Consider the following 12,406-nt stretch of genomic DNA (forward strand, 5'->3'; position numbering starts at 1 on the left):
TATGTAAAGAAGGCGATTTACTGTGTCTGAAACAAGTAAAAGGGTTGTAATACTTGGGGGAGGTATTACAGGTCTCACAACTGCTTTCTATCTACAGAAAGAAGCACGGGAGAAGAAGCTTCCAATAGAAGTCATCTTAATTGAAGCAACCCATCGTCTTGGTGGTAAAATCCAAACAGTGGTTCGTGATGGATTTGTGATTGAAAGGGGTCCAGATTCATTTATAGCTCGGAAACAAAGTGCTTCTAGGCTCGCCAAAGAAGTAGGTATTGGGGATCAGTTAGTGAGTAATACAGCAGGAAAATCATATGTCCTTGCAAAAGGAAGGCTCCATCCAATGCCAGGTGGTTCAATTATGGGGATACCCACTCAAATTGGTCCATTCATTACAACCGGACTTTTTTCTCTCGCAGGAAAAATGAGAGCAGGAGCCGATTTTGTACTGCCAAGATCGAATGCCGCTCGGGACCAGTCATTAGGTCATTTCTTTAGGAGAAGATTAGGAGATGAAGTCGTAGAAAATTTAATTGAGCCATTATTATCGGGGATCTATGCTGGTGATATTGATCAAATGAGTTTAATGTCGACGTTCCCACAATTCTATGAGGTAGAGCAAAAGTATCGCAGTCTCGTTATCGGGATGAAAAAAGGGACGCCAGCTCCAAAGAAGAGCCCTGCTGCAAAGGGAAGCAAAAAAGGAATGTTTCTTACCCCAAAGGGTGGTTTGCAATCTTTTGTGGATGCGATTGAGGATAAGCTGGATCCGCATTCCATTCGAAAGGGTCAGCGCGTTGAATATGTAAGGAAAACAGAAAATGGCTATAACATCCGTTTAAATAGTGGTGAAACGCTACAAGCGGATACAGTCGTATCAACTGTATCACATCAGGTATTGCCGGCTATTTTTCCTGATTATGAATTTTTTGAGATATTTGAAGATGTTCCATCCACATCGGTGGCAAACGTTGCTCTCGCATTTCCAAGGGAAGCCATTGCAAAGGATATCGATGGGACGGGATTTGTCGTTTCTCGTAACAGTGACTATACGATTACCGCTTGTACGTGGGGGCATAAAAAATGGCCTCACTCCTGCCCAGAGGATAAGGTTCTGCTTCGCTGTTTCGTTGGCCGTGCTGGGGATGAAACGGTAGTGGACCTATCCGACGATGAAATTATCAAAATTGTACTTGAAGATATGAACAAGACGATGAACATTACGATGGAGCCAGAATTTGCCGTTATTTCAAGATGGAAGAATGCTATGCCACAGTATACGGTCGGACATAAGGAACGGTTAGCACAGGTTCTAGACCATGTAAATCAAGAACTACCGGGAGTGTTCATTGCGGGAAGCTCCTTTGAGGGCTTAGGAATTCCAGATTGTATTGACCAAGGTGAAGCGGCAGTCCAAAAGGTATTAAATTATTTAAAATAGTTTGACTAAGGTGAATCTGAGAATTTCAGTTTCCCTTTTGTTTTTTGGTTGACAATATTTAAGAACAGGATATAATAAACAATGTACTAAATGACCAATTTGGACAATTGGTCATAAGAGGTGACGATATGGCCGTTGATCGAAGGAAGCTCATTGTGGAAGCTGCAACCAAATCCTTTTCCTTATTTGGTTTTAAGGCAACGACAATGGAGCAGGTGGCAAAAATAGCTAACGTGGGCAAAGGGACGATCTACACCTTTTTCAAAACGAAGGAAGAGCTATTTGATGAGATTATCAATCGTTTGATTAAGGAGATGAAGCAAGCTGCAGAAGAAGTGATTAATCCATCCTTTTCCTTTTACGAAAATGTGCATCGAGCCCTGTATAGAATACTAGAGTTCCGTTTGGAGCACCAGCTCACGATTAAGCTGTTTCAGGAAGAAAAGGAAATGGGAACACCGGCTGTGATGGAAGTTATGGTGAAATTAGAGCAGGCCATCTTGAATTATATTAAGGATAAGATTGTTGTGGCCATTGATAAGGGAGAAATCCAGCCATGTGATCCAGAAATCACATCCTTTGTAATGTTGAAGCTCTACATCGCTCTAATTTTTGATTGGGAAAAAAATCATGAGCCATTGGAAAAGGAAGAAATTGCTGAGCTCTTGGAAAAGTACATTTTTGAAGGATTATCTAAGTAGGTAGTCCTTAGCTTTTGGAAAAACATGACCAATTGAACAAAACGGTCAAACATCTCGGAGGTTACGTTTTATGCATCTATTGAAAGAAGAATTACGACATATTTTCACCAATAGGAAAATCCGTGTACCGATTATCGCGCTCCTATTTATCCCGGTACTATATAGTGGAATGTTCCTATGGGCCTTCTGGGACCCTTACGCTCATATGGATGACCTTCCGGTTGTGATTGTAAATGAGGATAAGGGAGCAAGCTTTGAAGGGGAGCATCTTGCACTAGGGGATGAATTGGTCGATAAACTAAAGGATAGTGATAATTTTAAGTTTGATTTCAAATCCAAAAAGGATGCATATAAAGGGCTAAAAAATCAGGATTATTATTTGCTTGTTGAAATTCCTGACAACTTCTCTGAAAATGCAACGACCTTAATGGATGATGAACCGAAAAAATTAGACTTAGTTTATGTGCCGAATGAAAGCTATAACTTCCTAGCTTCACAAATTGGTGAAACAGCAATGGAGAAAATCAAAGCTTCTCTTTCTGAGAAGGTAACAGAAACCTACGCTGATACGATTTTCTCAAAAATCACGGATATGGCTGATGGGATTGGCCAAGCTAGTGATGGTGCTGGTAAGCTCAGCGATGGTTCGAATGAGTTAAAGGATGGAACGGCAACCTTGCATGAGAAGCTAGCAGAACTTGCAAGCAAATCCATCGAGTTTAAAGAGGGAATGTATACAGCAAATAATGGTTCAAAGGAATTGGCCTCTGGACTTAATACTCTTAATCAAGGGTTAGCTGAATTAGGAAAAGGCCATTCAACACTAACATCGTTAACAGGTGATCTTGCCGCAGGAAGTCAAGGACTGGCAGATGGGGTTTCAGCTGCTAAGGCTGGGATTGACCAAATAAATGGAAATATGCCAGCATTGAAGAATGGGGCAGCAAGTGTTGAAGCCGGGGCGAAGAGCCTCTCGGAAAATTTGGCGCAATTTCAGCAAGGGATGCAAAGTGTCAATGCTGGAATGACCCAATTTAAAAATAGTATGAATGATGTCATTGCACAAATGCCACCTGAAAAACAAAAAGAAGTTCTAACATTGTTTGCAAGTCTCGATCAATTATCTAAATCATCTGTCGAACTATCAAATGGCGCCAATAAATTACATGGTGGTGCAGAGCAGCTTAATAAAGGTCAAGAACAGCTGGCAGCTGGTATTGGACAATTAGCTACTCGTACACCAGAACTTGAGGCAGGAGCAGGAAAGCTTGCCAAAGGGGTTAAAGATTTTCAAGCTGGAATGAAGACTTACGACCAGAAGTTCGCCGAAGCACAAAATGGTGCGAATAAGCTTGTTACTGGTGCTGGAACATTATCTGGAGGACTAAATCAGCTGGCTGATGGAACGGATAAAATAACAAGTGGCGCTGGTCAGTTAGAGGAAGGTGCGAAGAAGATTGCTGACGGGACGAAAGAGGTTTCCGACGGCAGTAAGGAATTAGCCGACAAGCTGTCAGAAGGCGCGGATGAAGCAACTTCTGTACACGCTGATGATAAAACATTTAATATGATGGCGAGTCCCGTAAAAGTAAAGAATGAAAAAATCAATGAAGTACCTAACTACGGTACAGGATTTGCACCATACTTCATCTCACTTGGATTATTTGTTGGAGCACTTCTTTTATCCATTGTCTTCCCATTAAAAGAGCCTGCAGCGATCCCAAGAAATGCATGGAACTGGTTTACAAGCAAATTTACGATACTTTCTGCAATTGGAATTGTTCAAGGCTTAATTGCAGCAGCTGTACTAATACTAGGACTAGGTTTAGAGGTAAAAAATATTCCATTGTTCCTATTGTTTGTAATTGCAACAAGCATTACATTTGTTGCTTTAATTCAATTCTTTGTAACAGCATTCGGAGATCCTGGACGTTTCATTGCGATCCTAATATTGATTTTCCAATTAACAACAAGTGCGGGTACATTCCCACTAGAAGTGATTCCAGGCTTTTTACAGCATTTCAATGCCTTTTTACCAATGACCTATACGGTTCAAGGATTCAAGGCAGTGATCTCGAGTGGGGATTATTCAGTCATGTGGCATAATCTATTTATCCTAATAGGATTCATGGCTATCTTCATGATTGGTAGTCTCGGATACTTTAAATTAATGCATAAACGTCAATTTAAGACACTTGTACAAGATTAATAAATTTATTGGTTTTAGCCTTATACTTGTGCGTGAATGGGTTTTATTCGGTACGAATACCTTAATGAACGTACCTGTATAAGGCGGCATGTAGATTGGCACTAAATAGTTTGGAAAAAAAAGGACCCGTTGTCATATGACAACGGGTTTTCAAAATTGGAAGGGATTATGGAACAAAATGCAGGTGCATCATGTACCAGTAAAACATGGAAATATTAAACTACAAAAATAGGTAACCTATAGACTTGTAACACCTTGGCATTGATCACACTTATTGCTGTAGCATTCATGCTGTTCATCGATTGTGCCTCCACACTCACTGCACACTTTTGCTGGTAAATTCCTAAAAAATTCAACGATGTTCTGAATCATCTTAAGGGCCTCCTTGTGTATTAGGTGTTTCAAACAGTTCTAAGATTAATCATATTGTATTATAACAGATGAAGAATTGTCAACGCTGTTTTTTAATTTTTTTGAAAAAAGATTTATAATTAACAGAGAACCATCAAAATTGATAAGTACAGAAGGAGGAGAAAGGATGAAATTAACGATTATTGGCTATTGGGGAGGCTATCCGAAGGCAAATGAAGCAAGTGCTGGCTACCTGTTAGAGGAAAATGGGTTCAAATTATTGATTGATTGTGGGAGCGGGATACTATCAAAGATGCAAAATTTATTACCTCCCGAGGATCTTGATGCGGTGATCATCTCCCATTATCATGCCGATCATATTGCAGATATCGGTGTCCTGCAGCATGCCCGATTGATTCAAGGTTTTCTTGGGAAGAGTATGGAGTCCTTACCGATCTATGGCCATACGTTAGACGAAGCTGAATTTGCCAAACTAACCCATAAGGGTGTTACAGAAGGTGTTGCCTATGATCCGCAAAAAACTTTATCGGTTGGTCCATTTACGGTACAATTTTTAAGGACTGATCATCCTGCACCCTGCTTTGCAATGAGAATTGAAGCGGATGGCAAATCACTCGTTTATACGGGGGATACCTCTTATAAGGATGAGTTCATTCCATTTACCATGCATGCTGATTTGCTTCTCTCAGAATGTAATTTCTATCGTGACCAGGATGGCAAAAGCGCAGGTCATATGAATAGTACAGATGTTGGGAGGCTGGCACAGGCTGCAAAGGTGAAACAAGTTGTACTTACCCATCTACCGCATTTTGGAGAGCTTAAGAACTTGATTACGGAAACAGCGGAGGTTTACGATGGCTCTCTTGAACTTGCGGAATATGGGAAAATAATTGAATGGTAAGGAGTTGCTTGAATGTTATTTATCGACAATAGAGGCATTACGGATCCACGAATCAATTTGGCAATTGAGGAGTATGCCTTAAAAAATTTGAACATCAATGAAACGTATTTGTTATTTTACATAAATGCGCCTTCGATTATTATCGGAAAGAATCAAAATACGATTGAGGAAATCAATACGGAATATGTAGAGGCTCATGACATTAAGGTTGTCCGCAGGCTCTCTGGCGGCGGCGCTGTCTATCATGATTTAGGAAATTTGAATTTTAGCTTTATTACGAAGGATGACGGAGAGTCCTTCCATAATTTCAGGAAGTTCACAGAACCTGTTGTGGAGGCTTTAAGAAAGCTAGGAGTCAATGCAGAGCTAAGTGGGCGAAATGACCTCGTTGTAGAAGGACGAAAAATCTCCGGCAATGCCCAATTTTCCACAAGAGGAAGAATGTTTAGTCATGGAACGCTGATGCTTGATTCCGAAATTGACAATGTCGTCTCAGCTCTTAAGGTAAAAAAGGATAAAATCGAATCAAAAGGAATTAAATCCATTCGAAGCCGAGTTGCGAATATATCGGAATTTCTAGATGAAAAAATTTCTATGGAGGACTTTCGTTCCCTACTTTTAGAAAACATATTTGGTGGGAAGGACAAAATTGAGGAATATGTTCTAACCGATGAAGATTGGCAGAAGATTCATGAGCTCTCAAAGGAGCGTTATCAAAATTGGGATTGGAATTATGGGAAGTCGCCGAAATTTAACTTGCAGCACTCTCACAGGTTCCCAGTGGGGAGTATTGATGTACGCTTAGAGGTGAACAAAGGCATCATCGAAAATTGCAAAATCTTTGGGGACTTCTTCGGTGTTGGGGATGTGTCTGATATTGAGAAAAAGCTAGTCGGCCTCCGATATGAGAAGTCAGAGATTGACCGTGTACTAGAAGATATCGACATCCAACATTATTTTGGGAATATAACAAAAGAGGATTTTGCACAGCTACTATACTAAAGGCGCCTTCGGGCGTTTTTTCTTTTGTGAAAAAATGAAGTCTTTATGTAAACTCGATAAAAACAACTTAGATAGCGACAAAAAATTATATCGAAATTTAATTTTTTAAAAATTCATTTTTGTATGCGTTTTCCCTTGTAACTCTATCCCTTTTTCAATATAATATATCTAGAAAATTATTAAAACTTTGTGAACATTTTCGCAAGGTATAATGTTTCGACACCATAAAGAGATACTCCACCGTATTTTGCGGGAAAAGACTTCACAAATCTAAAGGGGATGGAGTCGATGAATTTATCTTCACAGTTACATGAAACTGCAAAAAGAATTCCAGAAAAACCAGCCTATTACTTTATGGATCAAGCAAGTTCGTATGCTGAGCTGGATGGAGCAATTACGAAATTTGCATCAGGACTGGAGAAGCTAGGCGTCAAAAAAGGGGATCATGTCGCCATGCTTTTAGGAAACTCACCGTTTTTCGTGATTGGGATGTATGGGGCATTGCGATTAGGGGCAACCGTTATCCCGATTAATCCCATCTATACACCAGATGAAATTGGCTACATATTACACAATGGGGATGTTAAGACGATTATTTCACTTGATTTGTTGGTGCCACTAGCTGAGAAAATGCAGCATGCCCTTCCTATGGTTGAGAACTATATCATATGTGAAACACCTCAAGGAAAAGAGGCAAATGTGGATGTCAGCCAATTATCTATTTATCCGAAGCTAAAATCGTTTACGGACGTAGTGGCTTCAGGAGATATAAGCTTTGCGGGCCCTGAATTAGATGAGGAAGATGTCGCAATTATTCTTTATACCTCAGGAACTACGGGCAAGCCAAAGGGTGCGATGTTAACCCATAAAAATCTCTATTCCAATGCGAGGGATGTAGGGACTTATCTACGAATGAATGAGGATGACCGTGTCATTACAACTTTGCCGATGTTCCACGTCTTTTGTTTGACGGTTTCGTTGAATGCGCCACTCCTAAAGGGAGCAACGATTCTAATTGATCCGAAATTTAGTCCAAAGGAAATTTTCCGATTAGCAAAAAAATATCAGCCTACGATTTTTGCAGGCGTACCTACGATGTATAATTTCCTCTATCAATATCCAGATGGCGATCCACAAGACTTGAAGTCTTTAAGACTATGTATTTCTGGTGGGGCTGCCATGCCTGTCGCTCTATTAAAGAGCTTTGAGGAAAAATTTAATGTCATGATTTCAGAGGGCTATGGATTATCGGAGGCTTCTCCTGTGACATGCTTCAACCCACTTGATCGTCCGCGGAAGCCTGGTTCCATTGGACCATCCATTATTCATGTTGAGAATAAGGTTGTCAATGAGCTTGGGGAAGAGGTGCCAGTTGGGGAATCAGGTGAATTAATTGTTCGTGGGCCGAATGTGATGAAGGGCTATTATAAAATGCCTGAAGAGACAGCTGCAACGATTCGCGATGGTTGGTTATATACAGGTGATATGGCAAAGATGGATGAGGATGGCTATTTTTATATCGTGGACCGCAAAAAGGACTTAGTCATTGTCGGTGGGTATAATGTCTATCCACGTGAAGTGGAGGAAGTGCTTTATAATCATCCTGACGTCGTGGAGGTTGCGGTCGTCGGTGTTCCAGATCCAAACCAAGGCGAGGCGGTTAGAGCCTATATTGTCAGCAAGAATCCAAGTTTGACGGAGGAAGCGGTCATTGCCTATTGCCGAGAGCATTTAGCTAAGTACAAGGTTCCTTGTTCGGTAGAGTTCTTAGAGGAACTGCCTAAAAACACAACGGGAAAAATCCTGAGAAGAGCATTGAAGGAGCAGGTTGTGAAGAATTAACTGTATAGCTTTTAAATCGGTGGTTCATTTTTATATAGAAAGCAGGCCAACAACATGGCCTGCTTTCTTCCATTATCCGGTTTGTTCCATTGAATCAATGAATTTTCCTCTTTCGATAAAGAGTATTCGGTCCCCTAGCTTTTGCGCCTCTTCAAGATTATGAGTCACAAGGATAATGGGAATATTCCATTTGCTATGCAAGGACAGAAGCTGTTCATGGCATTGCAATCTTGTTGCCTGATCCAAAGCGGAGAAGGGCTCATCAAGCAGGAGAAGCTGAGGCTTTGTAGCAAGGGCACGGGTTAGTGCCACTCGCTGCTTTTCCCCGCCGGAAATTTGCTTTGGATACTTCGAAAGCAAATGCTCAATTCCAAGTTCTTCTATTATAGAGCGTATCGTTTCAGAATGATCAGCACTATGCTTTTTACCGACGCCATAGTAAATGTTTTTCTCCACGGTCATATGAGGGAAGAGGGCATAGTCCTGAAATAAATAACCAACTCTTCTTTTTTGCACAGGCAGTGGCTTTTGCTTTTTCATGAAGAATATCCGTTTATTCAGTTCGATATGTCCATTATCAGGATGACTAAGCCCTGCAATATTGTTCAGTATGGTTGTTTTACCTGAGCCAGAGGGCCCGAATAACACAACAATCTCATCTTTTACTGAGAACTGTACATCTAGATCGAAATGCTGTAGTCTTTTATGAATTGTTACGGATAACATACCAAATCTCCTAAGCTACTTTTTTTCCTCATATTCAAACCTTCTAACATTGTGCTTCGTCCACCAATTCAACCACATAATCGTACTAAAGCCCAGTGCAACGATAATGGCAACCCAGAAGTAGGCCTTTTCCATTTCTCCATTTTCAACCGCAAAATAAATCACCAATGGAATCGTATCCGTTCTTCCTGGAATGTAGCCTGCGAGCATTAATGTGGCGCCAAACTCTCCGAGTGCTCTTGCAAAGGCTAATACAAGTCCCGAAAGTAGCCCAGGCCAAACCAATGGCAGTGTAACGGTTAGAAAGACACGCCATTTGGATGCTCCCATTGTTAGTGCAGCATTTTCCAATCGTTCGTCGATCGTTTTAAAAGCACCTGAGGCACTTTGGTACATTAGGGGAAAGGAAACAATGATAGAGGCGATCACAGCTCCCTTCCAATCAAAAATCAATTGAATGTCATATTTAAGGAGCCATTGCCCAATAAATCCGTTCTTCCCAAATATTAAGAGCAAACCAAAGCCAACGACGGTTGGTGGTAGAACAAGTGGAAGCAAAAAGAGCGCTTCAATGACATTTTTTCCAAAAAACTCACGACGAGAAAGAAAACGGGCAAGAAATACTCCTGTTATGAAAACAAAAATGATACTTAACCCGGCGATCTTTAATGATAAAAATAATGGAGACAGGTTCTCGTTAATCATTCTCCCACCTATTCATTCGGAGGCTTTCTTAATTGACTAAAAATCCCTTGGCTTCTAGAATGCTTTTACCTTCGTCACTGCCTAGGAAATCTAAATAAAGCTGTGCAGCTTCTTGTGCTTTGGAAGTATTGATGGCAGCAGCTGGATAGATAACAGGTGCATGTAAGCTCTTATCGATTTTTGTTAGGATTTTTACATTTTCTGCTCTTTGGGCATCTGTATTAAATACGATACCGATTTCCGCATTTTGTGTTTCCACATGTGTTAATACTTGGTTCACATCACTCATATAAACCATTTTGCTTTCAATCTTGTCCCAAACACCAAGCGTTTGCAAAGCCTCTTTCCCATAGCGTCCAAGTGGTGTAGCTTCTGTATCGCCCATCACAATATTTTTAACGTCAAGTGTGGCAATATCCTCAAGCTTGGCTAGTTCAAGCTCCTTAGATTTTTCTGTGATCACAACAAGCTCATTGCCAGCAAAATCAAAGCGTGAATCTTCAACAATCAATTTGTTCTCTGCTAGAAAATCCATATCCTTCTTACTTGCTGATAGAAAAATATCGGCTGGTGCACCTTGCTGGATTTGCTGGGACAGCTTTCCTGAGCTTCCAAAGTTATAAGTAACCGTGATATTAGGATTTTTTTCGTTGAATTTTGCCTTAATTTCTTCGGCAACATCTGTAAGGCTTGCTGCGGCTGATACGATGATTTCTACCTGTGGTTCATCCTCTTTTTTCTTTTCCTTTTCCTTTTCCTTTGGTTCAGATGAGGTGTCATTGTTACCACTGCAAGCAGTTAACAATAAAGCAACTAAAACGGCAATGATGGCAAACAAGTTATATTTCTTAAACATTCGTTCATTTCTCCTTTTGTTTGTTTGAATTTGTTAGTTGAAATATGTATCCTGCTGTTTTAGCAGATAATTTATCACAGAAGGATTTTTGTGATGGGGAAGGGCGTCCTCCTACCTGTGCAGTAATTGCAGGACAAGAAATGGCACCAAAGTTTTCCTTGAACCATTGATCAAATGCTTTTAGCTTTTTTTCGCGATCGTTTTGCTCTAACCCGAGTGCCAAAGTAGCTGCTGCATAGGCTGAGCATGTGCCTCCCGCAATCCCACCCTTCCAAGCTGATGTCATTTTGATTAGTTCTGGCATATTTTCAATAACCTCACTGTCCATTAATGCCTGGAGGACAGCTTGTGCGCCGTTCAAACCATTTTGGTGATAACTCAAGGCTATCTTCTCTACATCCTTCATTTGCGCTTTGATATGGTCGTTTTCTGGCATGATATCACCCCCTAAAGTAGTTATTATAATTATTTTCAAAAAATTAATAATCTTGTGCAAAAACACTTGAAATAATAAGGAAGATAATTATATAATTCTAGTTAAATATTATTTAGTGCATAAAAGCGTAAAAGTAGAGAAGCGAAAGGATAAATGAGGGGGAGCATTATGTTAAAAAAATTGAAAGTAGTGGCTACGGTTGGGTTAATGGGTGCCCTTCTACTTAGTGGCTGTGGTGGAAAAGAAAAAACAGAAGGGACGGGTTCAGGCTCTTCTCGTGGGGGAGAAGCTGAAAAGACATATAAGGTTGGGGTTACGCAAATTGTCGAACACCCTTCTCTTGATGCAGCAACCGCAGGTTTTAAGAAGGCACTAGAGGAATCAGGATTAAAAATTGAGTTTGATGAGCAAAACGCTCAGAACGATTTAAATAATGCACAAACGATCGCGAATAATTTTGTTGGTGACAAAGTCGATCTTATCTTTGCGAACGCTACTCCAAGTGCGCAAAGTGCTTTAAATGCAACGACTGATATTCCAATTATTTTCACTTCAGTAACGGATCCAGTTGGGGCCAAACTCATTGATTCCTTTGAAGCACCAGGCGGAAATGTAACGGGGACAAGCGATATGTTCCCTGATGCGATTGCTAAGACAGTGGACTTCATCGTGAAGGATTTTGGGGCAAAGAAGATCGGTACGATCTATAACACAGGAGAACAAAACTCAACTGTACAGGTGGACCAAATTAAGGAAGCGTTAAAAGGAAAGGATGTAGAGCTAGTAGAGCGTTCTGTTTCCACAACAGCAGATGTAAAGCAGGCAGCTGAGTCTCTCATTGGAGAGGTTGACGTCTTCTATATTATTACCGATAACACAGTAGTGTCCGCTCTCGATACAGTTATTGGGGTCGCAAATGAAAATGACATCCCGCTTTTTGCAGGGGAAACCGATTCAGTTGAAAAGGGAGCCTTTGCAGCTTTTGGAATATCCTATGATGCCATTGGTTATGAAGCAGGTCAAATGGCTATTCAAATCCTAAAGGGAGAGAAGAAACCATCGGAGATTCCTTCAAAATATCCAAGTGAGGTTAAGCTTGTTATCAACAAAAAAGCGGCAGCCGAGATGAACGTGGAACTGAAGGAAGAATGGAATGATATCGCTGAGTTTTTAGAGTAAGGTTTTTAAGGGCTTCTACTACCTGAAGTAGATAGCCCTTAA

General features: G+C 40.6%; 12 protein-coding genes. 7 read left to right on the top strand and 5 right to left on the bottom strand.

The window, feature by feature from the left end:
• Window positions 1-22 precede the first annotated feature (22 nt).
• From hemY to J2S07_RS00390, 3 genes are all read left to right on the top strand, one after another.
• Window positions 23-1,435 (top strand): protoporphyrinogen oxidase, encoded by a 1,413-nt coding sequence (gene hemY / locus J2S07_RS00380; RefSeq protein ID WP_307148408.1) that lies wholly within the window; start codon window positions 23-25, stop codon window positions 1,433-1,435.
• Window positions 1,436-1,563: 128 nt separating this feature from the next.
• Window positions 1,564-2,136: a TetR/AcrR family transcriptional regulator gene (locus tag J2S07_RS00385; protein ID WP_307148409.1), complete on the top strand. Its 573-nt coding sequence runs from the start codon at window positions 1,564-1,566 to the stop codon at window positions 2,134-2,136.
• Window positions 2,137-2,206: 70 nt separating this feature from the next.
• Complete coding sequence (locus tag J2S07_RS00390; protein ID WP_307148410.1) at window positions 2,207-4,345, top strand: YhgE/Pip domain-containing protein; 2,139 nt, start codon at window positions 2,207-2,209, stop codon at window positions 4,343-4,345.
• A gap of 237 nt (window positions 4,346-4,582) precedes the next feature.
• Here the strand turns inward: J2S07_RS00390 and yhfH are convergent, their stop codons facing one another.
• Entirely contained in the window at window positions 4,583-4,717 is a 135-nt protein-coding gene (gene yhfH / locus J2S07_RS00395) for a protein YhfH (RefSeq protein ID WP_307148411.1), read from the bottom strand.
• 166 nt (window positions 4,718-4,883) lie between these two features.
• Between yhfH and J2S07_RS00400 the strand changes: the two genes are divergently transcribed.
• From J2S07_RS00400 to J2S07_RS00410, 3 genes are all read left to right on the top strand, one after another.
• On the top strand, window positions 4,884-5,618 hold the full coding sequence (locus tag J2S07_RS00400) for an MBL fold metallo-hydrolase (RefSeq protein ID WP_307148412.1): 735 nt from the start codon (window positions 4,884-4,886) through the stop codon (window positions 5,616-5,618).
• Window positions 5,619-5,630: 12 nt separating this feature from the next.
• Complete coding sequence (gene lplA / locus J2S07_RS00405; protein WP_307148413.1) at window positions 5,631-6,620, top strand: lipoate--protein ligase; 990 nt, start codon at window positions 5,631-5,633, stop codon at window positions 6,618-6,620.
• Between the two features lie 288 nt (window positions 6,621-6,908).
• Entirely contained in the window at window positions 6,909-8,462 is a 1,554-nt protein-coding gene (locus J2S07_RS00410) for a fatty acid--CoA ligase family protein (protein WP_307148414.1), read from the top strand.
• A gap of 72 nt (window positions 8,463-8,534) precedes the next feature.
• Here the strand turns inward: J2S07_RS00410 and J2S07_RS00415 are convergent, their stop codons facing one another.
• From J2S07_RS00415 to J2S07_RS00430, 4 genes are read right to left on the bottom strand one after another with little or no spacing between them, the layout of a single operon-like run.
• Window positions 8,535-9,188, bottom strand: coding sequence for an ATP-binding cassette domain-containing protein (locus J2S07_RS00415; protein WP_307148415.1), 654 nt, complete (start codon window positions 9,186-9,188; stop codon window positions 8,535-8,537).
• Window positions 9,189-9,203: 15 nt separating this feature from the next.
• Window positions 9,204-9,893 (bottom strand): molybdate ABC transporter permease subunit, encoded by a 690-nt coding sequence (gene modB, locus J2S07_RS00420; RefSeq protein WP_307148416.1) that lies wholly within the window; start codon window positions 9,891-9,893, stop codon window positions 9,204-9,206.
• A gap of 28 nt (window positions 9,894-9,921) precedes the next feature.
• On the bottom strand, window positions 9,922-10,749 hold the full coding sequence (gene modA, locus J2S07_RS00425) for a molybdate ABC transporter substrate-binding protein (RefSeq protein ID WP_307148417.1): 828 nt from the start codon (window positions 10,747-10,749) through the stop codon (window positions 9,922-9,924).
• Window positions 10,750-10,753: 4 nt separating this feature from the next.
• On the bottom strand, window positions 10,754-11,185 hold the full coding sequence (locus J2S07_RS00430; RefSeq protein WP_307148418.1) for a C-GCAxxG-C-C family protein: 432 nt from the start codon (window positions 11,183-11,185) through the stop codon (window positions 10,754-10,756).
• A gap of 168 nt (window positions 11,186-11,353) precedes the next feature.
• On the opposite strand from J2S07_RS00430, the gene J2S07_RS00435 reads away from it, so the two are divergent.
• Window positions 11,354-12,364 (top strand): ABC transporter substrate-binding protein, encoded by a 1,011-nt coding sequence (locus J2S07_RS00435; protein ID WP_307148419.1) that lies wholly within the window; start codon window positions 11,354-11,356, stop codon window positions 12,362-12,364.
• Window positions 12,365-12,406: the final 42 nt, after the last annotated feature.

Source organism: Anoxybacillus andreesenii, from assembly GCF_030813005.1.
Lineage (GTDB): Bacteria > Bacillota > Bacilli > Bacillales > Cytobacillaceae > Robertmurraya > Robertmurraya andreesenii.

What these genes read in the sequence shown, in the direction of transcription:
- J2S07_RS00385 (WP_307148409.1), top strand. Translation starts at nt 1,564, where the DNA reads ATGGCCGTTGATCGAAGGAAGCTCATTGTGGAAGCTGCAACCAAATCC.
- J2S07_RS00390 (WP_307148410.1), top strand. Translation starts at nt 2,207, where the DNA reads ATGCATCTATTGAAAGAAGAATTACGACATATTTTCACCAATAGGAAA.
- yhfH (WP_307148411.1), bottom strand. Translation starts at nt 4,717, where the DNA reads ATGATTCAGAACATCGTTGAATTTTTTAGGAATTTACCAGCAAAAGTG.
- J2S07_RS00400 (WP_307148412.1), top strand. Translation starts at nt 4,884, where the DNA reads ATGAAATTAACGATTATTGGCTATTGGGGAGGCTATCCGAAGGCAAAT.
- lplA (WP_307148413.1), top strand. Translation starts at nt 5,631, where the DNA reads ATGTTATTTATCGACAATAGAGGCATTACGGATCCACGAATCAATTTG.
- J2S07_RS00410 (WP_307148414.1), top strand. Translation starts at nt 6,909, where the DNA reads ATGAATTTATCTTCACAGTTACATGAAACTGCAAAAAGAATTCCAGAA.
- J2S07_RS00415 (WP_307148415.1), bottom strand. Translation starts at nt 9,188, where the DNA reads ATGTTATCCGTAACAATTCATAAAAGACTACAGCATTTCGATCTAGAT.
- modB (WP_307148416.1), bottom strand. Translation starts at nt 9,893, where the DNA reads ATGATTAACGAGAACCTGTCTCCATTATTTTTATCATTAAAGATCGCC.
- modA (WP_307148417.1), bottom strand. Translation starts at nt 10,749, where the DNA reads ATGTTTAAGAAATATAACTTGTTTGCCATCATTGCCGTTTTAGTTGCT.
- J2S07_RS00430 (WP_307148418.1), bottom strand. Translation starts at nt 11,185, where the DNA reads ATGCCAGAAAACGACCATATCAAAGCGCAAATGAAGGATGTAGAGAAG.
- J2S07_RS00435 (WP_307148419.1), top strand. Translation starts at nt 11,354, where the DNA reads ATGTTAAAAAAATTGAAAGTAGTGGCTACGGTTGGGTTAATGGGTGCC.